Below are 24,689 nucleotides of genomic sequence, written 5' to 3' on the forward strand. Positions count from 1 at the left end.
ACTGATCTATAGTTAAACAATTTTAGTTCGAGATCGTTCATAACAATAAAACCACTATTAACATATGAAAATATTAGTTTGTATCAGTAACGTGCCAGACACAACGACAAAAATAACTTTTACTAATGATAATACCGAATTCAATACGTCAGGAGTTCAATATATTGTTAATCCTTACGATGAAATTGCTTTATCACGTGCAATTGAGTTAACCGAAGGCGGAAAAGGAACGGTAACTGTAATCAATGTTGGCGAAGCGGCTAACGATCCAACCATCAGAAAAGCACTGGCTATTGGTGCCGATGATGCGGTTAGGGTAAATGCAGCTCCCAGAGATGCTTATTTCGTGGCTAAACAAATTGCAGCATATGCAAAGGACAAAGATTTCAACCTCATTTTGACAGGTCGTGAATCAATAGATTATAATGGCAATCAGGTTGCCGCTATGGTTGGCGAATTTTTAGATATCCCTTCAGTATCTATTATCAAAAAATTAGATATTGATGGTGATAACGCAACAATAGAAAGAGAAATTGAGGGGGGTAAAGAAATTTTAACCGTTTCAGGTAGATTTGTAGCCAGCTGTGCTGAAGGTGTAGCGGAACCTAAAATTCCAAATATGCGTGGGATTATGAGCGCCAGAACCAAACCCTTGAGTGTGGTAGATGCTGTTGATGCTGAAGAAGTTACCAAAGTAATTAGATATGAAACACCTGCTCCGCGTGGAACGGTAAAATTAATTCCTGCAGACCAAACGGAAGAGCTGATCAGCTTGTTGCACAGCGAGGCCAAAGTAATTTAATTGGCAGTTTGAAGTTTTCAGTTGCCAGTTTACAGAGATAACAAATAGAATATTTCATTAAAATAAAGTCCCCTTTACGGGGTTACAGGATAAATATATGTCAGTATTAGTATATGTAGAACAAGCTGAGGGAAAATTTAAGAAATCTGTTTTTGAAGCCGTATCTTATGCCAAAGCCATTGCCGATCAACAATCAACCAACTTAACCGCAATTTCTATTGGCGATGTAGCCGACAGCGAATTGAAAGAATTGGGTAAATACGGTGCATCAAAAGTATTAAATGTAAGTGCCGATCAATTAAAAACCTTTGTAAATCAAGCTTATGCGAGTGTCATTGCTTCAGCAGCAGAAAAAGAAGGTGCAGATATCATTGTGCTATCTAACTCTTTCTCTGGTAAGGGTTTAGCCCCGCGTATTGCCGTAAAACTTAAAGCAGGTTTAGCTGATGGTGCAGTAGAATTACCAAGTACCGATGGTAAATTTTCGGTTAAGAAAACAGCTTTCTCCGGTAAAGCATTCGCCATCACCGAATTAACCTCCGCTAATAAAGTAATTGCTTTAAATCCTAATGCATTTGGTGTTAAAGAAAACGCTACCGATACAACAGTAGAGATATTTACAGCAGATGTAAAACAATCAGATTTGGGAACGGTGATTAAAGAAATTGTCAGGGCTACTGATAAAGTATCATTACCTGATGCAGAATTGGTAGTTTCAGCCGGCAGAGGTTTAAAGGGACCTGAAAACTGGGGAATGATTGAAGAATTAGCTGGTTTATTAGGCGCTGCTACTGCCTGCTCTAAACCGGTATCGGATGCAGACTGGCGGCCACATTCAGAGCACGTTGGTCAAACCGGTATTGCAATTAGCCCTAATCTTTATATTGCTATTGGTATTTCTGGAGCTATCCAACACTTGGCGGGTGTAAGTTCATCAAAAGTAATTGTGGTAATCAATAAAGATCCGGAAGCACCTTTTTTCAAAGTGGCAGATTACGGTATTGTTGGCGATGCTTTTGAAGTTGTACCAAAATTAATTGAAGCATTAAAAGCACATAAAGGATAATATCTTATAGACCTCATAGGTTTTAAAAACCTATGAGGTCTTACCACAAATATGAAAAAAGTTAAATTAGATATTGTAGGTTTATCTTACAGCCAGACGCAATCTGGTGCTTATGCCTTAGTTTTAGGAGAAGTAAATGGACGCCGGCGCTTACCGATTATTATTGGTGCATTTGAAGCCCAGGCAATAGCGATAGAAATTGAGAAAATGACCCCTAGCAGGCCGTTAACGCACGATTTATTCAAATCAATGGCTGATACTTTTCATATCAATATCAAAGAAATTATTATATACAATTTGGTTGATGGTGTTTTTTATGCAAAATTAATCTGTAGCGATGGTAAAAATACACATGAAGTTGATGCCAGAACATCTGATGCTATTGCCCTGGCTGTTCGGTTTAACGCTATGATTTATACTTACGAATTTATTTTGGCTTCTGCAGGAATTGTGATTGAGGGTAATGACTTTCTTTTCCTCGAAAATATGGATTCTATTGCAAAAGAACATGAAACCGATAACTTACCTGGCTCCACACCGCAACCGGGCTTTGGTGATTTAACATTAGAAGAACTACAGCAAAAATTACAGGATGCCATTGCAGAAGAAGCCTATGAAAAGGCCGCAAGATTAAGAGATGAATTGAATAAACGCAGTAAATCTTAATATCAGCACACCTAAAATGTTTATCCTGCAAAATCTCTCCTATTTTTTTTCTCAAATACCACTTGTAAAAGCTAAATTCTAAAATGAGCCAGATTATTTAAAATAATTTAGGTTCATTTTGGATTATCATTTAAAATAGTTCTATATTCAGCTTTTACTTTCAATCATTCAAACTAAAATATTATTATGAATGTTAAGTTTCGCTTAACGATAATGAGTTTCATGCAATTCTTTGTATGGGCTGCCTGGTTAATTACAATAGCAAATTATTGGTTCGGGACCAAACAATGGGACGGGGCGGACTTTGGAATCATTTTCTCTACCATGGGCATTGCATCGCTGTTTATGCCAACCATAACTGGTATTCTGGCCGATAAGTGGATCAATGCAGAAAAACTTTATGCCATTTTGCATCTCCTGTACGCGGCAACCATGTTCTACCTACCCCAGGTAAATGATCCGCATACGTTTTTCTGGGTAATATTGGTAGCCATGTGCTTTTATATGCCAACCATAGCCTTAAGCAACTCGATAAGTTATACCACTTTAAAAAATGGTAATTTTGATGTGATCAAAGACTTTCCGCCCATTAGGGTTTGGGGTACCATTGGTTTTATTGCTGCCATGTGGATTACCAATTTAACAGGTAATAAAGCCAGTGCCAACCAGTTTTATATTGCGGGCGTAAGTGCCTTATTATTGGGTGTATACTCTTTTACATTACCTGCCTGTAAGCCTTTAAACTTAATTAGTGATAAGAAAACATTTGCGCAGAAACTCGGGTTAGAATCTTTTAAGCTTTTTGCCGACTACAAAATGGCTTTGTTTTTTATCTTTTCTATGTTTTTAGGTGCTGCTTTGCAGTTAACAAATGCCTATGGTGATGTTTTTCTGGATGAATTTAAGTTATTTCCTGTTTTTGCCGAATCATTTGTCATTAAATATTCCACCATTATTTTATCGATTTCGCAGGTATCAGAAACGCTTTTTATCCTGGCTATTCCTTTCTTTTTGAAAAGATTTGGCATTAAATGGGTGATCGCCATTGCAATGTTTGCCTGGGTACTCCGTTTTGGCTTATTTGCCTATGGCGATCCGTCAACAAACCTATGGATGATCATCACCTCATGTATCGTATATGGGATGGCATTCGATTTCTTTAATATTTCGGGATCACTGTTTGTAGAAACCTCAACAGCACCAAAGATACGCTCGTCTGCTCAGGGCTTATTCATGATGATGACCAATGGTTTTGGTGCCGTGTTTGGCAGTTTGGTTTCGGGCTGGATGATTAGCCGTTTCTTTACTACTTATTACCATACTATTGGTTCGCTCTCCAAATACGTTAAAAGTGAAGAAGACAATGTACATCTACTTAAATTCCTTAAAGATAAAGGCATTGATGTATTGCCTAACGGAGACTTAAGCAGAGCCCTTGACGTAAAAGACTGGCACAACATCTGGTTAACTTTTACCATCTATGTACTCATTATTGCCATTGTCTTTGTGGTCACTTTTAAACACAAACATACCCGGGCAGAACTTGAAGTCATTAACCATTTATAATTTGCGATTAACCTCTTATGTCAGCTGGTAAGTATAGAAAAGAACACAATTGTTTAAACTGTGGCGCTCATGTTGAGAAACATTATTGCAGCGATTGTGGTCAGCCAAATTTAGAATTAAAAGAAAGTTTCTGGGCATTTATCAGCCATAGTATTGCGCATTATTTTCATTTCGATAATAAGTTTTTTCAAACACTGGTGCCCCTACTAACCCAACCGGGTAAAGTTACACTCGATTATCTGGCAGGTAAAAGAGCACGATACATTAATCCGGTGAGCATGTACATTTTCGTATCCATCATATATTTTTTGGTAGTATACTCACCAAAACACGTAGAAAAGGACCCGGATAATGGCCATATTGATATCGAAGAAAAAAAAGGTGCGAATGTTTCGGATAGCGTTAATAAAGCACTAGAACTTACGGGTATATCTAAAGAAATTGCAAACAAAGCAACAAAATCCATTAATGAAGCAATCAAAAAGAAAGAATTTATAAAACTTGGCTTTGCTGATCAGGCAAAGGAACTGAATAGACTCAAAGAAGAAAACGCTAAGCTAAAATCCGACTCACTCAGCGATATGATTGAGGAATATAACGATATTCATATCGAAAGGAATGACAGTACCTATGCAGCTTATCTTTCAAGACAGAAAAAACTCCCTGTTTCTGAACAGGACAGCTGGTACGATAGGTTGATTAAAAAAAGGGCAATCACAATTGGAGAAAAATCTGAAGTGATCCAGGAAACCCTTGAGCATAACCGCCCTAAGCAATATTTTTTATTGATGCCTTTGCTGGCTTGGTTTATCATGCTCAACTTTAGAAAAAACCACATCTATTATCTGGACCACCTGATTTTTACCATCCATGGTATGATGGTTTATTTTATAGTTTCCATCATCACTCAGCCCATCATGAAACATGTTTTTGGTGAAGATGCTTTCATGAGCAAAATTATTGAGGTGGGTGTTACCCTATTTTTATTTTGGTACATGTTTAAGGCGCTTACCATTTTTTATCAACGCAAAACGTGGAGCACCATTTTTAAAATATTCTGGATCTTGATCTTATACGCTGTGGCGTTTAAGCTAACTGAAATGGTGATGATTAACCTGATTTATTATGTGGCTACATAGTTTATAACGTCATCTCCGAAACGCAGTGAAACGGAGAGATCTAATCAGATGTGTTATCAAGACAGATTTAGCTTCGCTGAGCCTTCGGGTTCTCGACTTCGTTGCACTTCGCTCGAAATGACGGTACACGAGAAGGTTCGCTACAATGACAGAATTTAATAAAAAATTGAACTCATAAAAAAAACCACCCGGATTTCGAGTGGTTTTTTTATGGCTGTGAAAATTACTTTCTGTCTTTAAGCTCTACAAAATCTCTGTCGGTTTCGCCAACGTAAATCTGACGTGGACGACCAATCGGTTCTTTGTTTTCGTGCATTTCTTTCCATTGTGCGATCCATCCTGGTAAACGGCCTAAAGCAAAAAGCACGGTAAACATTTCAGATGGGAAGCCCAATGCGCGGTAAATAATACCAGAATAGAAATCTACATTCGGATATAACTTACGCTCGATGAAGTATTGGTCAGTTAAAGCTGCTTCTTCTAATTTTTTAGCAATTTCTAAAATCGGATCATCAATACCTAAGTTTTCCAAAATATCATCGCAAGCTTTTTTAATTATTTTAGCTCTTGGATCAAAGTTTTTGTAAACCCTATGTCCAAAGCCCATCATGCGGAAGGGATCATTTTTATCTTTTGCCTTTGCAATCCATTTCTCTGTATCACCACCATCAGCTTTAATCAATTCGAGCATATCAATTACCGCCTGATTAGCTCCACCATGCAGCGGCCCCCAAAGTGCCGCAATGCCAGCCGCAACTGAAGCATATAAATTACAATCAGAAGAACCTACAATACGAACGGTAGAAGCTGAACAGTTTTGCTCGTGATCTGCATGCAGGATCAGCAATTTATTCATGGCATTAACAACGATCGGGTTCACATCATAGTCCTCTGTACGTTGCCCAAATGTCATCCAAAGGAAATTGGTTACATAGTCGTATTTATTTTTTGGATAAATAAGCGGATGACCCAATGATTTTTTATAAACGAAAGAAACAATGGTTGGGAATTTTGCCAGGAGTTTAATAATGGTTAAATCCTGCTCTTCTGCTGTTTGATTTGGCTTTAAGCATTCCGGATAGAATGTTGATAGTGAGAAGATCAATGAACCCAATTGGCCCATCGGATGAGATCTTGATGGATAACCATCAAAAAATTTCTTCATATCCTCATGGATCAGCGTATGTTTACTGATATCAGCTTGTAAATCTTCCAGTTGCTTCTGTGTTGGAAGGTCGCCATAAATAATCAGATAAATCACTTCCAAAAAACTCGACTTTGCGGCAAGTTCTTCAATAGCGTATCCCCTATATTTTAAAATGCCTTTTTCACCATCTAAAAAAGTGATTTTACTTTTTGTAGAACCAGTATTTTTAAAACCAGTATCTAAAGTTACAAAGCCGGTTAAATCTCTTAATTTCGAAATATCAATGGCCTTTTCATCTTCTGTTCCTGTTATTACTGGCAATTCTACTGTCTTACCATCAACTTTTATCTCTGCAATATCTGACATATTATTGTATTGTGTTTATAGCTTTCTAAATTATATAAAATTAATATACATGCATAACAAATCTGTTAAATTAATATGAATAATTGGTCAAAATGAAGTAACAATCATGCTTAATTTAACCGCTTTTAGCACCTTATTTTGCTTTAATCTCTTCGGCAACCCTACCACATTCCAACATCTCGTTACCATAATAAGGGTTTTTTATTTCCTTTTCGGTTGATAGCCAGTCCCCTCCATCTCCTTTATTCGCCATTGGACAATGTTGAACGTATATGGTGCCTTTTTCTATTTCTGCATTTTTTAGTAAAGCGATGATATCGGCGCTTAAAATGGTGAAATCTTTTCGCTGTAAAACCAGATTATTACTTAACGCTATTTTTTGAGCTATTTCTGCAGTTGGCTCACAGCCCTCGTACGCAGCTAAACTGTTTTTTAATACGGCAGCAGTTTTTTGTGCGCTTGCAGCATCAGATTTTACCAGCGCATTTTTTAAATCTACATAATTTGTAAATATGGCTAGTTTCTTTTCGTCTTTTATCGAAACCTCATTTTTGACCGAAACAGCATCGGTTTTGGTGGAGTCTTTGGTTTCAGTAGATTTTTTCTCTGCCTGGTTGCAGGCCATTAAAGTAGTAAGTATGGCTATCCCGAATATTTTTTTCATGGTATTTGGTTTTCGGTTCAAAATAGCAATTAAAATGGTAAATAAATAAAAAAGTCCCGATTTTCATCGGGACTTTAAGATTATATGATGTTTGAATTATAATTTAAAATTATAAGCCAATCTTAATGCATACTGGCCTGTTTTTCTAAAATAGCTTGCTGATGAACTATCGTTTACATAACCTTCATATCTAACACCGGCATCGAAACCACCGAACTCATAACCGAAACCACCGGAATAGATAAAGTTCGTTTTGGCACCGTCTTTAATAGCAAAGCCTGCTCCAGCTTCTGTTGCCAGATACATTCTTTTAATCGGGAATACTTTAACACCACCTTTAGCCGGAATAAAATCTACATCAACAGCATTGTTTTTGGCAACTAATTTGGTATAACCGCCTGATGCTGTAAGGGCAACATATGGTGTTAAATCCCACTGCAATTTTAAATCAGCACCATAGGCATAATCCATCGGTGATTTATCACGGAAAAGTCCGCCGTTAACACCCACCCCTACTTTAAAAGCCATTCCTTTTGGAGCTGGATTTGGATCGGTTTCTGTCATGGTTTGCGCCTGTAACGTTGTAGTGGCAAACACGGCAACGGCAGTAGCTGCTGTTGCTAAAATTCTAGTAATCGTTTTCATATTAGATAAAATTAAGTTAATACTAAGGGTTTTGATGTATATACGTAACCTGATTTCATTCAGATTTTCATATTTTCATTTTTTTCAGAAATAATGATAAATAAAAAAAGCCCCAGCTAATGCTAGGGCTTTAAATGTGAAATAATTGATCTTACAAACTAAATCCGTAAGCTAAACGAAGACCAAAAAATCCGGTGCTTGCACCATCTCGTGCTAAACCTTCATATTTAACACCTAAGTCTAATCCATTGCTCCATGCATAACCAACTGCTGGAGAGTACACGAATGAAGTACCGCTACCAGACTTAGTACCAAAACCTGCACCAAGTTCAGCCAAACCATAAACGCCAGAACCTGAATCGTTAAAGAAATATTTAACACCAGCTTTAACAGGTACATAGCCAAAATCTACTCCATCAAAGGTAGTATTACCAACTGTAATATCTTTAGCAAACATGTGAGTGTAACCTGCAGTTACTGGAATAGACAATTGCTTGTCAATATCGAACTGATAACGTAAATCTATTCCACCCACAAAATTATAGGCATCACTTGTTGGTAAACCAGCAGTTAATCCTATTCCTAATTTCTGAGTTGATTGCGCCTTAGCATTAGTTGTAAAAAATAGAGCCACGACAGCTGCTGAGGTAGCAATAATTTTTGTAATTGTTTTCATGTTTAAGATATTGTTATTGTGTTAAAATAATATGAATCAATAAACACAAAGGTTGTGCCAAAAGGGTACTTTAGGTACAATTTAGGAGATAAAATTAGCCAAAATGAGCTTAAGATGTTAATTTTTTATTAACTGAAACTTTTTCAAGAATCCGCTGTTTTAATTGGTTTGTTGATGCAGCGGCATCAAGCCAGATAATCTCCACATTGTCCTTTTCCATTTTTCTAAAAAAGGTATTTTGTCTTTTTGCATATTGGCAAATGGCAATACCAAGATTTAATTTTAATTCTTCAAGGGTTATTAATCCATCAAGGTAATTCACAATAAATTTGTATTCCAGTCCGTAGAAGATTAAGATCTCCTTGCTAACACCATCGTTAAGTAATTGCACCACCTCTTCTATTAAGCCTGCTTTGAATCTTTCGTCCAGTCTGTTTAGAATTTGAGCTCTGGTTACTTCAACTTCATTCTTCAATCCAAAAATGATCGGCTTGAGCACAGGTCTGTCTACAGCTTCCAGTGTGTGATGTTTCAAATAATCAGCTATTTCCAAGGCGCGGATCAATCTTTTTTTTGAGGATAGATCAACATGGCCGGTACTTTGGCTTTCATCACTTCGCAAAGTTGAAATCAACTCTTCTTTTGATAACAAATCTAAACGATCTCTTAAGGATTGATTGACAGGAACTGCAGTGTAGTTTTGGTGCTGCAAAAGGCTGTGGATATACATGCCTGTTCCACCACAAAGAATTGGTAAACTGTTTTTTTGCGTTATGGATTCAAAGGCCTGGTAGAAATCGTTTTTAAAGGCATCCACATGATAACGTTCGCCAGGTGCTAAAATATCAATTAAATGATGCGGAATAGCCCTGCCATTGATATGGTACTCCAGCAGATCTTTACCGGTACCGATATCCATTCGTTTAAATACCTGACGGCTATCGGCACTAATAATTTCTCCGTTCAAAGCATCTGCAACGCTTACGGCCAGCCTGGTTTTACCAGAAGCAGTTGCGCCTAAAATAATAATAAGATTAGGCTGATCCATTAAAATTGGAGGATAAATTTTAAACTTCCTGTATTAAACACCTCATTTGCAAAAGCACGATTATCTTTTTTAAGCTGACGATCTAGATTTTCATCCAACACATAATTCTGAGGTTCCAAAACTGCCGTTTGCAAAAAGCCTAATTTGGTATAAGCCTCCCCTCGCGACCAGTCGCGATCGGCATAAGTCATCAAGTCGTTAGGTTGATAGGTCGCAGCAAAAAAGGAAATCAGTTTACTTAATCCACCCGTAATGGAATAACCCGCTTTAACAGCAAACCTGATCAGTTCTGCAGATTTATAATTTTCGGTATGGTTCATTTTGCGCAATGCCGAGAAAGTAGCCACGGCTACCAGCTGATCTTTTTCAAACAAACCGATTTTATACCGGCTGGTTACTGCCCCCTGCAAATGATTTTCAATTAAAAAAGAATTGGCAACCGGTTTGGTAATTTTTCCTATTTTGGTTTTTCTACCATGAATGCGGCTATTTCTACCCAGCAAAGACTTTATTCTTGCCAAAACCTGATCTGGTTTTGATAGCCAGAGGTCTTCCCATAGGTGAATGACCTTAATGCCTTTTTGATGATGCCTTTCTTGCAATTCAATAAGATCCTTTGGAATAAAGCTGTTTTTTAAACTAACGAGATGGATGATGAGCTGATGATCGATCATCAATAACAGAAATCCATCTTCTGTAGAAAAAAAACACTCAATTTTATGATCAGCCAGTGCCAAACTTAATTGATGGTGCCAGTTATCTTTAACAGTTAAATTATTCAATCAGCAGAATGTTATTCAGAAATATATCTACTGCAAATTTAACTATCAGATTGTTAAATCCATTCTTTTTCTTTAAAGTTTGTATTGACAATATCTATTAAAGTTTCTACTTCCTTTAACTTTTCATCATCAAGAGCCGAAATTTTCAGACCCGCTTTGTTATGGCCGAAACCGGCTAAATTATGGTTTTCTGCAGAAAACTCATGTGTATTGATTTTAACTTCTACAACATCTCCATTGATGTAAACACCCGCAAAAAAGCGCTCGGTTATTTTTTCTCCGTTCAGTTCCATGTTTTTTTCACTATACAGATCATACCCGTTTTCCGAATTTTCGTGTACCGTATATCCGCGGGTGGCATAGGGCTGTAATCCGGCTCTAATGGTCTGAAAAATTTCTACAAGATCAGTTTTCATAATGGCATTTAATTTTGGTATAAAACACCGCAGTACAATTATTGTTTAGTTTTTATTCTTTTAGCCACCAATTTTCAGTTGGTAAATATTCATTTAAAATGATGGTTTCGCCTAATTTTGGCGTAACTAATGGAAGCTGTTTTGCTGCTGCAGCCAAAACCACCCTTTTAACAGGCTCATTCCAGGGATGCATGGCTAAGCTAAATTTACCCCAATGCACCGGCATTAAAATTTTCGCTTTTAAATCGATTGCGGCCTGCACTGTTTCTTCCGGAAACATATGGATATATGGCCAATAGGCATTGTACTGTCCACATTCAAGCAGGGCTAAATCAAAAGGACCGTGCTCCATACCTATTTTGGCAAAGTGTGTATCATAACCAGAATCGCCACCTAAAAAAAGGCGGAACTTTGCAGTTTTCAATACAAAGGCCGACCAAAGTGTTTGATTTCTTTTAAACTTTCTCCCGGTAAAATGCCTTGCAGGAACTGCTGATAGTTGCAGATTGTTAAACAGTGTTATCGATTCGTTCCAACTTAGTTCATTTATCTTTTCTTTATTAATTTTCCAACGCTCCAGATGTGAGCCTACGCCAAGAGAAGTCACAATGCTTTTAACCTGTGGCGAAATTTTTAGAATGCTCTCATAATCCAAATGATCATAATGATCATGTGTGATGATGAGGATATCAATATTTTTAAATTCTTCAGCTTTTACCATGTCGGTACCCAAAAAAGCCTTACTCCCGATAAATGAAAACGGAGAAGGTCTTTTGCTGAATATAGGATCAACGAGAATTCTTAAGCCGTTTATTTTAATCAGGTAAGACGAATGTCCAAACCAGATCATTTCAGGTGCATCGCCCTCAGGTGTGCCATTTAAATTAGGTAAAATATATGGAAGTGCTTTACCTGGGGCTTTATTAGGATGTTTTTCGAAAAAGAAAGCATTTAAAATCTTAAAAAAACTTACACCTTCTGGCTGCATTAAAGTTATTGACTCGTTTTGCAGGGCACCCTCACGATAATTATTCAGGTTGCGGATTTTTTCTAACCGTAATCCCTTGGGCAAACGCCCAAAAACAGGGAGGTTGGTAACAACCAGGAATGCAGCAACGATAAAAAATAAAATGTATATAATAATCATTTTTAAAATTAAAAGTAGCAAAATATGAATATGATTTTAAAAATGAAGTCGGCGCTGTATATATGACGCGTGGATTACAAGTTAAAGCACGATCAATTTCCATTATCTGTTAAAAAAGGCCATACGAAAGAAGGAAAAACAACGCAAACGTTTGATTAATTTTGTATAATTATATATTCAAGCCATTTAATGTAGTAGTTTAGTAAGCATCATGCAGTCGAAACCAACAACCATCAAAGAAATAGCCAGAATCTTAAACATTTCTCCTTCCAGTGTTTCAAGGGGACTGCACGATCATCCGAGCATTGGGGCAGTTACCAGGGAAAAAATTAAGCAGCTGGCCAAGTCGCTAAACTACGAGCCTAACAAGGCGGCCATTCTTTTTCAAAAAGGAAAAACCTATACCATTGGCGTAATTTTACCAGAGCTTTCAGAACACTTTTTTTCCATTGCAATTTCTGCAATTGAAGATGAGGCGATCAAGAAAAATTATACGGTAATTTTTGCCCAGTCGCACGATCGTTATGAGCAGGAAGTAAAGCTTGTTGAAAAAATGAAAAATCAACGTGTTGATGGTTTATTGGTATCCATCAGTAAAGACACCTCTAATTTTGATCATTTCGAAAAATTTAATTCGTTTAATATACCCGTTGTATTTTTTGATCGGATACCGCCTTTCAAGAACGTGCATTATGTTGCCTGTAGATTAGAAGCTGCAACCGTTAAAGCAGTGAACTATCTTTTAAGAAAAGGACACAGAAGTATCGGAATGATTAATGGCCCCAATACTTTATACGCAAGTGAGGAGCGCAAAGATGGCTATAAACAGGCAATAACTTTTAACCGCTTAAAGTTCGATCCATCTTTGGTCATAAATTGCGATTTAACTGAACAAGGTACCATAGATGCTGCCAAAAAGTTTTTAAACCATAAAAGAAAACCAACGGCTATTGTTGCCTTTAATGATTATGTGGCACTGTTTCTGATTAAATACTTCAAAAAGCTGAATGTAATAAACAATTTTGAAATTGTAAGTTATGCAAATTTGCCTATTATCAGTTACTTAGATCATTCACCTGTAGCATCAGTAGAGCAATATCCATATTTGCAGGGGCAAAAAGCTGTAAACATCTTATTAGATCTTATTCATAGTCCTAATGTTAAGAGTCAGGCCTATTACAATACGATTGTAGATGCTGATCTGATTATAAATGACCTAAGGGAATAGACAAACGTTTGCGTTGCGTTTTTTAACTTTTGTTTAAACTTCCCGGTAAAACATGGTACTGTTTTTTAAAAGCGGTAATAAAATGTTGTGCATTTTTATAGCCCACCAGAAAAGAAACTTCATTTACAGTCTTCTTTTCTTTGGATAGCAGATAGTGCGCTTTTTCCATTCTGATTTTATACAGATAACCGAATACGGTATGGCCGGTTAGTTCTTTAAAACCTATTTTAAGCTTATAATCGTTAATCCCCACTTTACGCGATAACTCTATCAGGGAATTCGGTTTTTGTAAATCGCTTTCTACCAATTGTTTGGCTAACATAATCTTTTCTATATCATCCTTTTTTATTACGCGCGTTTCTTTATCTGGTATTTGATTAAAATAAGCAATGATCAATTCAAATATCCTGGCTTCCAGAAACAAGCGTTTTATCCTGCCTTCGTATTTGGGCTGAATAATTTGCTGCAACACCAGCCTAATTTCCGGGCTAATTGATTTTTGGATTAAAGTTTTAACATTGTAAATAGGTTCTCTGCCGGTTACCTGGCAAAAATACTGTTCTGTAAGCTGTATATATACGTACCTGGTTTTCTCCTTTATATTAAATACGATCGAATTAACCCGCCCCATATTAAAATCCTGCTCGTTTTTAACCAGCGATAAAAAATGAGCAGGTTGAATGTTATTATAATAGCCAATAGCGCCGCGCAAACAAAATAAAAAGCCAATATGCTGCTGGGAAGATTCAAAGCAAAAATTTTCTTCTTGTTGGGGATCAATGTCCGCAATAGTAATGTGAATCCCGCTAAACCACTTTTGAATTACCTTTACACTGACATGATCGATAGCCAACTTCGTTACCGCTTCTTCAACATCCTTAAACCCATTAAAATTTTCAAGGTATTTACATTCATAAATAACTTTTTGTTCCGGGTAGGTTGAGAGTCTGATTTCCATATTCATTTAATCCGTTTAGCGGTATTAATTATCCGTTTAACGTTATCTGCTGTTACTGATTATCTACAAATTTGCATAATTATTTATAATTAGTCTAAATAAATGAAAATATATTTATCAATTGCGCTATCGCTTTATTGGTTTATTGCTGTCTCTCAGCAAACTAAAGTGGATAAAACCAAGGCAAATGATTTAAAAGACGTGGTCATTACCGGACAATACGGTCAGCAGACTTTAAGAAACTCTGTTTATAAAGTGAGAACCATCAGTGCAGAATGGATTAAGTTAAGGGCAGCAACGAATGTACAACAGCTTTTAAATACAGAATTGGGCTTCCGTTTTAGCAATGATTTAACGTTAGGTACAAGTGATGTTTCATTAATGGGGATGACAGGCAGAAATGTAAAAATACTTTTAGATGGTGTACCTATGGTAGATAGATCAGATACACGCGAAAGTTTGAATCAGGTAGACATTAATACAATTGAGCGCATTGAGATTGTTGAAGGACCAATGTCTGTAGTATACGGAGCTGATGCATTGGCGGGTGTGATCAATATTATTACCAAAAATCCGGATAAACAGCTCTTAAATTTATCGGTAAGGATACAGGAAGAGACTGTTGGAAAAGAGTATGAAGCTTTGTCAGGAAAAGGCAACCATCTGCAGAATATCACTGCCAATTGGAAAAACAGCAATTGGAGTGTACTGGGAGGCTTTACCCATAATGATTTTGGTGGCTGGAATTTAGCAAGCAAAACGGCTACCATCCAGGAAGTTGCTGCCATTGCCAACCGGTGGAAACCAAAAGAACAATATTTGGCCAATACCAAAATTGGCTACCTCGATCACAATTTCAGCATCTGGTATCGTTTTGATGGACTGAAAGAAGATATTGACGTGCAGGCCGGTTTAAACCCGAATACTTATAAGGGATTGCTACAAACTTATACCACACACCGCTACACCCAACAGCTTCAATCAGCCTATAAAATCAGTAATAACCTGCAACTGTCGGCTGTTGCAGGTTTTACGAAGCTAGACCGTGCAACCAAAACTGTTATCCACGATTTTACCAACAATACAGAAGTATTATCAACCGCTGCAGGTGAACAGGATATTGCCAGGTTTAATGCTGCCATTTTCAGGGCAACAGCCGTTTATATCCTGAATAGGCTGGTATCGTTTCAACCAGGTTTCGAATATAACCGTGATGCAGCCAGCGGACAAAGAATAAGTGGTTCGCCTGTAATTAATGATTATGCCGCTTTTATTACAGCCGAAATTAAATTAGGTGGCGTAATAAACATCAGACCGGGATTACGGTTGATCAAAAACTCCGTTTACAATGCTCCTCCGGTAATTCCTTCATTAAATGCGAAATTAATTTTAACCAAAGATCTGAATCTGCGTTTGGGTTATGCCAAAGGTTTCAGATCTCCTGCGCTAAGAGAATTGTACTATGATTTCGTAGATGCCAGCCATAATATTTTGGGCAATCCTAATTTAAAAGCAGAAGAATCGAACAGTTTCAATGGCTCTTTAGTATGGACAGGCCTTTACGACCCGAATGTCGAATTATGCACAACCATAACCGGTTTCTATAACATAGTTAAGAACAGGATCGATTTTGGCTTCTCTCCTACCAATACTTCGGTAACCACGTTAATCAATTTGTCTAAATACAAAACCGCAGGTGGTACTTTAGATCATGTGCTCACTTTCCAAAAAAAACTGCAGGTTAGGCTTGGTGTATCCTACATCGGCAGATATAATGATTTAAGCGAAAACGATAACTTACAAACGCCCGAATTTGCCTGGGCTACAGAAGTAAATTCGAATGTTACCTATACTTTTCCAAAAATTAGCGGAAGCATCAGCCTATTTTACAAATATACCGGCAGCTTACCGAGCTATCAGCTGACTACTGAAAACAATGCCGCTACAGCGAAACTGGTAAAAATCGGTTCTTTCCATACAGCTGATTTAATGTTCAACCAAAACCTGTTCAAGTCTCTAACGATCAATGCGGGCATTAAAAACCTGTTTAATGTAACGCAACTTAGCAATAGTTCAACAGCTTCTGGCGGTGCACACAGTACCGGCGGTGCAGCAGTACCATACAGTTATGGCCGTTCTTTCGTGCTTGGACTAACCTATAACTGGAATAAACAATAATATTAAAAACAATATAATTACAATAAACATGAATAAATTTAACTCAATCATCGCTATTGCCCTTGCAGCAATAACCTTTACAGCCTGTAAAAAAAAATCAGATGAACCAATTGTGGTTGTTCCGCCTTCAGACGGCAACACTTTAACCCTCAACGGCTTAATTGGCACAGAAACCGGAAGTGCAGCAGGTAATAGCGTTTATGTGGATTTTAGCAAGGATAAACAAATATCTGTAGCGAGAGCATCATGGGATTTAGGCTTTTACAGCGGAGCTGATTTTAGGGTTATTTTGAACAACACTACAGCAGCAGGGGCAAAAGTAATTACTACCACAAATGCGAGTTTAGCAACAGTTGGCGAAGCTGATACATTAGGTTTAATGCTTGCTGTTAGTCAGGCTAATCCTTTACCTGCACATTTTGCTTTTTTTGATGCAATTGATGGCAATCTTGCTAACACGGTAATTCCAGCAGTTTCTGCTACAGCTGCAGACAATAAAGTAATTATCCTAAACCGTGGTACAGGTGGTGGTATTGCAGCAAGAGCCTGGATTAAACTTAAAGTAACCAGAAATGCGTCCGGAGGTTACACTTTGCAATATGGAAAAATCAAAGAAACCGCCAATTTTACGATAGTTGATATTCCAAAAGATGGAAACTTTAACTTCAAATTTGTATCGCTTAATAACGGTAATGTTGTAAATGTAGAACCAGAAAAGGCAAACTGGGATCTGGTATGGACGTACTCAGTTTATCAGACAGCCTTCGGTAATGATCTTGTTCCATATAATTTTTCTGATTTAGTATTTCTTAATAATCTTGCTGGTGTTACCGCAGCTGCAGTCTCTACGAATACAAAATCTTATGCCGCCTTTGCCGAAGCTGACCTGTCAGCCGTTACCTTTTCTTCTGCACGTGACGTAATCGGTTCAAACTGGAGACTTACACAACCAGTTACAGTTAATGGTATTACCATTCCAATAGGTGTAAAAGCAACAACTTTCTTCCTGGTTAAAGATGCATCTGGTAATATATACAAGCTTAAATTTAACAGCTTTATTTCCAATGATGGCGGTACGCGCGGCAAACCCGTAATCGAATATAAGCTGATTAAGAAAGGATCAGTTTAAGTTTATGCCTATTAAAAATATGTTTTGTTAGTTGGATAGATGCTCCCCGCGATGGGGAGCTTTATCTTTTTATGGCTTTTAAGTAGACTTACGGAGTCCTATTGGCCATATGCTTTTTAGAACTTGAAGTCTAGCCTAAATAAACGCAAAAAGGGCTCCAGCTTACCAGAACCCTTTTTGTTTCATACTCGCGAAATATTATTTTCCAGAGTTTTTCTTTTCAGTTACTTCTGCACGGATTTCTTGTGCTAAAACTTTAAGATCTTGCATTGCTTTACGCACACGAGTACCAGCAGCTGCATTGCCAGCATTATAAAATTTTTCTACATCTGCTTCGATAGCAGCAACAGCAGCTTTAACTTTTGAGAATTTTTCCATCGCTAATTGATGTTTTAAGGTTTAAAAAATTTATTTTTTTTCAATAATACATATTTACCTCGAATTAACAACAGAAAGCAAATATTTATTTGTAAGAAGTTTTGCACATTTTCACAATCGAAAAAATGCCCTGACACTTATTGCAGCCACATTTTTAATAATTTTGAGCTAAAATATGATTACTTATGCAATTTGTTCAGATAGCCTAATCAGGTTGTTGAAGGTTTGGTTCGCGCTATTGATACAACGTTGGTAATCGGCTTCTTCCACACGCTCATTTAATACGCTAACAAAATTTTTCCATTTTGCGCTAAGTTCCTCACCATAAACACCATAATAATTTAGTCCGTTCTCATGGTTTTTAAAATTAGGATTGGCCAGAATATGCCTTTTAATTACGTTACCACCCAATGTTGCCCCTTCTAATACATACAAAGCACCTAAAACTTCTGCCGTATTTTTTTCTGGAACAAATAATTCAAAAGCTAACTCCGGTAATGTTAAATTATCTATATTCCAGTAATTTAAGTCTTGCGTTAAAGCATTCAGTTTCAATCGATCCTTCATTCCCAATTGCTCCGCAATAGCTGAGTCGAGCATATTTGCCAGTAGATTCTCTAACTTCTGGTGAATAATATAATTAATGGTTAACAGCTTTTTATACTGATCGATATTTAAAGAGTTATTCATAATCTCGTTAACGAACATGAATGATTCTAATGTTTTATGGTTCTGCGCAGTGTCAGTTCTTAATAAATTGGCAATCATAAAGGGAATTTATTTTGAAATAGAAAAGATCCGGACTAACAGCCGAATCTATCTATATGTATTATTATATTTTAGTTTAACCTCAAATGTTGATTAAACCAAAAGTCGTGTACGGAATGTACACATTTAACCAGGTTCTCGTAACCATCGGGTTTAGTAAGGTAGGCATTGGCCCCAAATTCGATTGATGCTTTTACATCATCAGGATTATCGGATGTAGAGAATAAGATAACAGGTATTGTTTTCAGGTAAGGAATATCTCTTATAAATTTCAATAAATCCAAACCAGATAAACCTGGTAAATTCAGATCAAGCAAGATTAATTTTGGTTTGGTTTTATTTTCTACAAAATGCTGAAGTTTTTTTAATGCTTCTACCCCATCTTCAACTATGATAAGATTAAGTGTATCCTTAACTTCATGTACAGCACTTTGCATAAAAAATGCATAATCTATATCATCCTCAACATAAAATATATCCGTTGTTTTCATTTATCTGTTTTTAAAAGCTACAAAAAAAGTCGATCCTACATTTAACTTACTCTCAAACCAAACTCTACCATGATGTTTCTCTACAATCCTCTTTACTATAGCAAGTCCCACTCCAGACCCCTCAATATCCTTTACATTATCCATACGTTTAAAAAGCTCAAAAACTCTGTCGTAATAACGGTTATCAATTCCTATACCATTATCTTTAACAGCATAGATAATTTCCTTTTCATCTATATACGCAGAAACGTCTATTATAGGTTTGTTAACCATAGCAGTGTATTTTACAGCATTGCCAATTAAGTTTGTAAAAACCTGAGCAATCATGGTTTTGTCTCCTTTTATATTAGGGAGTTGTCCTAAAGTTAAGGTAACATGCTCTGCTTTATAGGCCGACCACACTTCGTTTTTTATTTCTTTCAACAGCGATTCTACATTAACGGTTTCAAAGTTAATTTCAGAACGGCCAACTCTTGCCAGATTTAAAATCTCTTTAATTAACAAGTTCATTTTATCCGCGCCCACTAATATTCTGCTCAACATTTTTTTGCCGCCCTCATCTAAGCTCTTGTTTTTAAGCATCAGCTCTGCGTAGGTTTTAACTGAGGTAAGCGGTGTTCTTAAATCATGCGATACAGTATAGCTAAACGTATCCAATTCTTCGTAAGCGGCCTGCAGTTTCTCATTAAGTAATCTAATTTCGTTTGCTTTTTTGTTAATATCAGAAATAATAATTTCGCGGATTCTTAATACCGAGGCAATTTCTTCAGCCATCCATTTTTCAGAAGTATTATTAACTACTTCAGACCAGATTTCGAACGATTTTCGTGGGGATAAGCTCATCAAACCGTTTTCTGATGAAACTACAGGTTTATCCGGATCTCCGGCCCAGTTTACATTGGTTATCATTTCGGGTTTAAACCAAATGATCATTTCTCCCATTTCTTTGTTTATCACACACGACAGAATGCCTGAGGCTATTGCTTTATATTTCTTGGCAGGAGAAAATATTTCAGATAGCCGATGTGTATAGTAAACCGACTCATCGTTTGTTGTTTTTAACCATCCTGCAAGTTCTCTTATATCTTCTTCTGAAGGTACATTTCCAATGGTTTTAAGTTCATTTTCAAAAATGATAGCCACTCCACTGGCCTTAGTCGCATCTAAAATGGTTCGCTTGTGGGTGGTTATGGCCTCGATCAGATATTTATCGCGGTTTAAATACTCGGAAAGTGTAATTGCGGTGCTTTTAAATTGTTCAATAACCTTCGCATCTTCTTCTTCCTGGCGATATTCAAGTGCTGAAGAAAGAATCTGTCCGATGAGTTTCGCACCTTCTCTTGCCTTATAATCTATGAATTTAGGGCTATAATTATGGCAGGCAATTAAACCCCAAAGCTCGCCATGAGAAATTAAAGATATGCTAAAGCTGGAATGAACCCCCATATTTTTCAAATATTGAATATGGATAGGTGATACTGCCCGTAAACCTCCGTTTGTTAAATCAAGCGATTCATTTTCTTTAAATGTAATAATTTTCGAATCGGCTATATTTACATCGGCAATTAATCTGGTTAAATTTAGTTTGTATAGCTCTCTCGCCTGTTTTGGAATATCGGATGCAGGATAGTGTAAGCCAAAAAATGATTCTAAATCTGTTTCTTTTTCTTCTGCTACAACTTCGCCATGGCCATCTTCTAAAAATTTATAAACCATAATACGGTCGTAATTGATCAACCTTTTTACTTCTTTAGCTGCGCCATTTAACAAAGCAAAAATGTTCTTCCCCTGAAGCATTGATGATGCAGAACGACCAACGGAACTTTGGATATCAAACTGTAATGTAACAGGTTCAAACTCCAACAACCAATCGTTTGTTGACGAGGAAATAATAAGGTAAAATGGATTTCCGCTAATTTCGAGGGGGTGCGGACTAACGGCATCAAAACTTTTACGGATAACCCCCAGCTTTAACAAGTCTTCAATATTGAAGGCCGAATCTTGGTGGTTAATCAAATCGTTTAACTCAGAGAGGGGTTTATTTAATAAGCTTTTAGCTTCTTTATTTAAAAAATATCCTATGTTTTCACTGATATAGGTAATGGTAGTGTTATTCTTATCAACAGCTAAAAGAAAACCATGCGATTGAATTTTGCCCGGTATGTGGATAGGCTCTTGATCACAATTGGTTAGGTCTACAGAAAATTTAGTCATGTGTATGGTGTTGCAGCATATTTTAATCTCGCAAATTAACAAATATAAAGCCTAATTTTAGAATGTCTCTAATTTGATAAATTCGGATTTGAGATTTGATTTTTATTATATATTTGTTTGAATTTAAAAAAAACATTCAAACTTTGGCTAAGAAAAATATTTTGGTAATCGAAGATAACCATGCAATCCTTGATGTTATAACGCTTATTTTAGAAAGCGAAGCTTTTAATGTTGACGGATTAAACAAAGGCGCTAATTTTATTAATCATGTTAAGGAATTTAATCCCGACGTCATAATTATGGATATTATGCTTCCTGACGTTGATGGCAGGGTACTTTTAAAGGAACTTAAAGATACTGAAGTAACCAAGGATATTCCTGTTTTAATGATTTCTGCCCGTTACAATGCAAATAATTATACCGTTGATGGACTGGAAGCTGATGACTTTATGGCCAAGCCTTTTAACATTGACGAATTAATGGATAAGATTTATGCGCTGTTAAAAAAGTAATTTTTATTCAGTCATACCCGGTAATTTTACTCCTCCAAGTTTTAGGTTTTTCATAAGCGCTTCCAAAAATGCGAGTTTAGTATCTGTAAAGCCATGGGCTTTGACCCAAACATTTAAATTTGCTTTGAAACCATTATCTTCTAAAGTAGATACGCCAATCCTTCGTTCTGGTGTTTTTAAACAGTCGCTAAATTCATCAACTGTTTTATTGAAAATGGATGCAACCTGTTCATAGTCGATTCCGTAGCTAAATTTAATTTCTACATCCAATCTCCTGGTGCCTTGTCTACTGATATTAATGATCACTTCATTGGATAGTTTACTATTGGGAATTACCACTGTTCTGTTATCAAATGTTTTAACAATGGTATAAAATATCTGGATCGAAGTTACCGTCCCCTCCTGGCCTTGTGCAATGATATTATCTCCAACAACAAAAGGCTTAAGTAATAAAATCAATACTCCACTGGCAAAATTCTGCAGTGTGCCTGATAAAGCTAAACCTGCTGCAACACCAATACCGCCAATAAGCACCGTTAAAAAAGTAAGCTGAATGCCAATAACCTGCATGACTGTGAGCACAAGCAAAACACGTAAAGTGATGAGTATTAAGCTGGTTAAAAAGGGCCTTAAGGATGGATTGATATCTTTACGGTGCATACTTCCCTGCATCCACCTGCCCAATAATTTAATGAGCCAAAGGCCCATAATCATCATCATGATACCTAAAATTACGGAGGGCCCTCTATCAATTATCCAATCGTAAGCTTTATCATAAAAACGGTTAACATTACCGGCATCAATCATCATAATGGTATCTTCTATATCTTATTATTTCTTTTTTTGTTTGGCTGACTTGTCCTTTGTTACCTCTACTTTTTTGGCATCTTTTGCTGATGTAACTTTATCATCAGCCCCCTTAGCTTTTACATTTTTCGGTGCAGTAGCCTTGCTACTTTCTGCCGTAGTTTTAGAATTTTTCATATTTCAATCTTTAATCTTCAGTATTAAGCCAGGCTTTCGCCTCTTCTATTTCTTCGGGTTTAAAGCCTTTTGATTTGCCGGGTGTAGCAACTGTGAAAACATCAGTAAACCACTCCACTCCTTTTTCTGCACTTACAACTGCAATTTTTTTCCATTTATTGAAGTTTTGCAGGCCAGCCTTAACATCCTGTACCCATGCGCCTGCTGTAAAATTTTTTACATCGGTTTCTAAAACCAATAAATACCTAATTTCCTTAAACCGATCAGCAGTTCTTTTCAAACCAGTTACTAAAACGCTTTTTATATCATCGCTGGTCACTTCTCCGGTGGCTCTTACGCCAAAAATATGATCTGGTAATCCTGTTATTTCTGTTAGCATCACTGTTAATTTATTTAAAGAACACAGTAATCTCTCAAGAAGTTTGCCATTTATACAAATTCTAAAAAGTTGTGCAATTACGAAAACACTTGTCTGACCGATTATGTTATAAATCAATATTTTGAAAAACAATCCTATGAAAAACATCCTGTTAAAACCTATTATGGTCTGTGGAACGGCACTTTTGCTTTCAGCCTGTACCAGCGGAACAAAAAACACCACAGCTGCAGATTCTTCGAAAACCGATTCTATGCAAATGGCATCATTAAAACCTGCCGGGCCTGCGCCAGAATGGGGAAAAACCATAAAGCCTGAAATGCAGGTGGTAATAGAAAAATTAAGCAGTTATGGAGACAAGCCTCTGGAAACTTTAAGTGCTGCTGATGCACGTAAAAATCATACACCAACCGATGCTGTAATGGATTTAATAAAACAGAATAACATGGTTGTTCCTGTTGCTAAAGTAGATACTATCGGTAGGGATATTGATGCCAATGGTGGTAAAATACATTTACGTATTTACACACCTAAAGCAGGAAATGGGCCTTACCCTATCATTGTTTATTATCATGGCGGCGGTTTCGTTATTGCCAATATAGATGTTTATGATGCTTCAGCGCAGGCTTTAGCCGAACAGGTTGGTGCAATTGTAATTTCTGTAGCTTATCGTTTAGCTCCTGAAAACAAATTTCCCACAGCGCACAATGACGCATTTACGGCCTATGAATGGGCCATAAAAAATGCAGTAGATTTGAAGGCAGACCCTGCCAAGATTGCGGTAGCAGGAGAAAGTGCAGGTGGAAATTTAGCAGCAAATGTATCCATCATGGCCAGAAACAAACACATTATGCTTCCTGTACACGAAGTTTTGATCTATCCTATTGCCCAGGCAGATATGAATACCAAATCTTATAACATGTATGCAAATGCAAAACCACTGAACAAAGCCATGATGAACTGGTTTACAGAAAAATATCTGAATAGCATGATTGAAGCGCAAGACTCGAGGATATCATTAATTAATGCAGATTTAAAAGGACTTCCGCCAACAACTATTATTACGGCAGAAATAGATCCTTTACATGATGACGGCGTAATGTTGGCTGATAAGTTGAAGGCAGCCGGCGTGAAAGTCGACAGTAAAAATTATGAAGGTGTAACACATGAGTTCTTTGGTATGGCACTTCTGGTACCTGAGGCAAAAGCCGCACAGGCGTATGCAGCTGAACAGTTGAAAGCTGCCTTTAAATAAAGTGAATAGCATTGAAGTAAAAATTACTTCAATGCTATTTTTTACGGCGCTACGCGTAGAGCATTGAAAACTCCAAACTGAACACTCC

The 24,689-nt window shown here is 36.9% G+C and carries 26 protein-coding genes; 10 read left to right on the forward strand and 16 right to left on the reverse strand.

The features are described from left to right. The first annotated feature begins 64 nt into the window (after positions 1-64). From ABEG20_RS07840 to ABEG20_RS07860, 5 genes are all read left to right on the forward strand, one after another. On the forward strand, positions 65-802 hold the full coding sequence (locus ABEG20_RS07840) for an electron transfer flavoprotein subunit beta/FixA family protein (protein ID WP_406826820.1): 738 nt from the start codon (positions 65-67) through the stop codon (positions 800-802). A gap of 97 nt (positions 803-899) precedes the next feature. Beyond that, the gene (locus tag ABEG20_RS07845; RefSeq protein WP_406826821.1) at positions 900-1,868 is read left to right on the forward strand and encodes an electron transfer flavoprotein subunit alpha/FixB family protein; all 969 of its coding nucleotides are present in this window, start codon (positions 900-902) and stop codon (positions 1,866-1,868) included. A gap of 51 nt (positions 1,869-1,919) precedes the next feature. Further along, a complete protein-coding gene (locus tag ABEG20_RS07850; RefSeq protein WP_406826822.1) occupies positions 1,920-2,534 on the forward strand; it encodes a bifunctional nuclease domain-containing protein in 615 nt (204 codons plus the stop codon). 186 nt (positions 2,535-2,720) lie between these two features. Further along, a complete protein-coding gene (locus ABEG20_RS07855) occupies positions 2,721-4,100 on the forward strand; it encodes a nucleoside permease (RefSeq protein ID WP_406826823.1) in 1,380 nt (459 codons plus the stop codon). A 17-nt stretch (positions 4,101-4,117) separates the two neighbouring features. Then, complete coding sequence (locus tag ABEG20_RS07860) at positions 4,118-5,239, forward strand: DUF3667 domain-containing protein (protein WP_406826824.1); 1,122 nt, start codon at positions 4,118-4,120, stop codon at positions 5,237-5,239. 223 nt (positions 5,240-5,462) lie between these two features. Here the strand turns inward: ABEG20_RS07860 and ABEG20_RS07865 are convergent, their stop codons facing one another. The 8 genes from ABEG20_RS07865 to ABEG20_RS07900 form a co-directional block, all read right to left on the reverse strand. Then, complete coding sequence (locus tag ABEG20_RS07865; protein WP_406826825.1) at positions 5,463-6,752, reverse strand: citrate synthase; 1,290 nt, start codon at positions 6,750-6,752, stop codon at positions 5,463-5,465. Positions 6,753-6,885: 133 nt separating this feature from the next. Beyond that, complete coding sequence (locus ABEG20_RS07870) at positions 6,886-7,416, reverse strand: DUF3347 domain-containing protein (RefSeq protein ID WP_406826826.1); 531 nt, start codon at positions 7,414-7,416, stop codon at positions 6,886-6,888. Between the two features lie 96 nt (positions 7,417-7,512). Next, a complete protein-coding gene (locus tag ABEG20_RS07875) occupies positions 7,513-8,061 on the reverse strand; it encodes a hypothetical protein (RefSeq protein ID WP_406826827.1) in 549 nt (182 codons plus the stop codon). A 151-nt stretch (positions 8,062-8,212) separates the two neighbouring features. After that, complete coding sequence (locus tag ABEG20_RS07880; RefSeq protein ID WP_406826828.1) at positions 8,213-8,737, reverse strand: outer membrane beta-barrel protein; 525 nt, start codon at positions 8,735-8,737, stop codon at positions 8,213-8,215. A gap of 109 nt (positions 8,738-8,846) precedes the next feature. Further along, positions 8,847-9,785, reverse strand: a complete 939-nt coding sequence (miaA, locus tag ABEG20_RS07885; protein WP_406826829.1) for a tRNA (adenosine(37)-N6)-dimethylallyltransferase MiaA — start codon at positions 9,783-9,785, stop codon at positions 8,847-8,849. After that, positions 9,785-10,567 (reverse strand): hypothetical protein, encoded by a 783-nt coding sequence (locus tag ABEG20_RS07890; protein ID WP_406826830.1) that lies wholly within the window; start codon positions 10,565-10,567, stop codon positions 9,785-9,787. The genes miaA and ABEG20_RS07890 overlap by 1 nt, the downstream gene beginning before the upstream one ends. A gap of 53 nt (positions 10,568-10,620) precedes the next feature. Beyond that, entirely contained in the window at positions 10,621-10,983 is a 363-nt protein-coding gene (locus tag ABEG20_RS07895) for a hypothetical protein (RefSeq protein ID WP_406826831.1), read from the reverse strand. A 52-nt stretch (positions 10,984-11,035) separates the two neighbouring features. Then, a complete protein-coding gene (locus ABEG20_RS07900) occupies positions 11,036-12,130 on the reverse strand; it encodes an MBL fold metallo-hydrolase (RefSeq protein ID WP_406826832.1) in 1,095 nt (364 codons plus the stop codon). A gap of 211 nt (positions 12,131-12,341) precedes the next feature. Here ABEG20_RS07900 and ABEG20_RS07905 point away from each other — a divergent pair, with 211 nt between their 5' ends. Continuing rightward, positions 12,342-13,358 carry a LacI family DNA-binding transcriptional regulator gene (locus tag ABEG20_RS07905; RefSeq protein ID WP_406826833.1) on the forward strand — a complete coding sequence of 339 codons (1,017 nt, stop codon included), beginning with the start codon at positions 12,342-12,344 and terminating at the stop codon, positions 13,356-13,358. Positions 13,359-13,380: 22 nt separating this feature from the next. Here ABEG20_RS07905 and ABEG20_RS07910 read toward each other — a convergent pair whose 3' ends face one another. Beyond that, positions 13,381-14,316: a helix-turn-helix domain-containing protein gene (locus tag ABEG20_RS07910; protein WP_406826834.1), complete on the reverse strand. Its 936-nt coding sequence runs from the start codon at positions 14,314-14,316 to the stop codon at positions 13,381-13,383. A 102-nt stretch (positions 14,317-14,418) separates the two neighbouring features. Between ABEG20_RS07910 and ABEG20_RS07915 the strand changes: the two genes are divergently transcribed. Both ABEG20_RS07915 and ABEG20_RS07920 read left to right on the forward strand, forming a co-directional pair. Continuing rightward, on the forward strand, positions 14,419-16,494 hold the full coding sequence (locus ABEG20_RS07915; protein ID WP_406826835.1) for a TonB-dependent receptor plug domain-containing protein: 2,076 nt from the start codon (positions 14,419-14,421) through the stop codon (positions 16,492-16,494). A gap of 28 nt (positions 16,495-16,522) precedes the next feature. Then, a complete protein-coding gene (locus tag ABEG20_RS07920; RefSeq protein WP_406826836.1) occupies positions 16,523-17,623 on the forward strand; it encodes an HmuY family protein in 1,101 nt (366 codons plus the stop codon). A 198-nt stretch (positions 17,624-17,821) separates the two neighbouring features. Here ABEG20_RS07920 and ABEG20_RS07925 read toward each other — a convergent pair whose 3' ends face one another. The 4 genes from ABEG20_RS07925 to ABEG20_RS07940 form a co-directional block, all read right to left on the reverse strand. After that, positions 17,822-18,001, reverse strand: a complete 180-nt coding sequence (locus tag ABEG20_RS07925) for a hypothetical protein (RefSeq protein ID WP_056096518.1) — start codon at positions 17,999-18,001, stop codon at positions 17,822-17,824. Between the two features lie 183 nt (positions 18,002-18,184). Beyond that, positions 18,185-18,769: a biliverdin-producing heme oxygenase gene (locus ABEG20_RS07930; RefSeq protein WP_406826837.1), complete on the reverse strand. Its 585-nt coding sequence runs from the start codon at positions 18,767-18,769 to the stop codon at positions 18,185-18,187. A gap of 71 nt (positions 18,770-18,840) precedes the next feature. Further along, positions 18,841-19,260: a response regulator gene (locus ABEG20_RS07935; RefSeq protein ID WP_406826838.1), complete on the reverse strand. Its 420-nt coding sequence runs from the start codon at positions 19,258-19,260 to the stop codon at positions 18,841-18,843. Beyond that, on the reverse strand, positions 19,261-21,474 hold the full coding sequence (locus ABEG20_RS07940; protein WP_406826839.1) for an ATP-binding protein: 2,214 nt from the start codon (positions 21,472-21,474) through the stop codon (positions 19,261-19,263). Between the two features lie 143 nt (positions 21,475-21,617). On the opposite strand from ABEG20_RS07940, the gene ABEG20_RS07945 reads away from it, so the two are divergent. Continuing rightward, complete coding sequence (locus ABEG20_RS07945; RefSeq protein ID WP_406826840.1) at positions 21,618-21,986, forward strand: response regulator transcription factor; 369 nt, start codon at positions 21,618-21,620, stop codon at positions 21,984-21,986. Between the two features lie 3 nt (positions 21,987-21,989). On the opposite strand, the gene ABEG20_RS07950 is transcribed toward ABEG20_RS07945, so the two are convergent. The 3 genes from ABEG20_RS07950 to ABEG20_RS07960 are packed head-to-tail and all read right to left on the reverse strand — an operon-like array spanning position 21,990 to position 23,349. Then, positions 21,990-22,796 (reverse strand): mechanosensitive ion channel family protein, encoded by an 807-nt coding sequence (locus ABEG20_RS07950; RefSeq protein ID WP_406826841.1) that lies wholly within the window; start codon positions 22,794-22,796, stop codon positions 21,990-21,992. Between the two features lie 21 nt (positions 22,797-22,817). Next, positions 22,818-22,970, reverse strand: coding sequence for a hypothetical protein (locus tag ABEG20_RS07955; protein WP_406826842.1), 153 nt, complete (start codon positions 22,968-22,970; stop codon positions 22,818-22,820). 10 nt (positions 22,971-22,980) lie between these two features. Continuing rightward, entirely contained in the window at positions 22,981-23,349 is a 369-nt protein-coding gene (locus ABEG20_RS07960) for an STAS/SEC14 domain-containing protein (protein WP_406826843.1), read from the reverse strand. A gap of 136 nt (positions 23,350-23,485) precedes the next feature. Between ABEG20_RS07960 and ABEG20_RS07965 the strand changes: the two genes are divergently transcribed. Beyond that, entirely contained in the window at positions 23,486-24,601 is a 1,116-nt protein-coding gene (locus ABEG20_RS07965; protein ID WP_406826844.1) for an alpha/beta hydrolase, read from the forward strand. Positions 24,602-24,689 lie beyond the last annotated feature (88 nt).

Source organism: Pedobacter sp. KACC 23697 (assembly GCF_045348445.1).
Classification (GTDB): domain Bacteria; phylum Bacteroidota; class Bacteroidia; order Sphingobacteriales; family Sphingobacteriaceae; genus Pedobacter.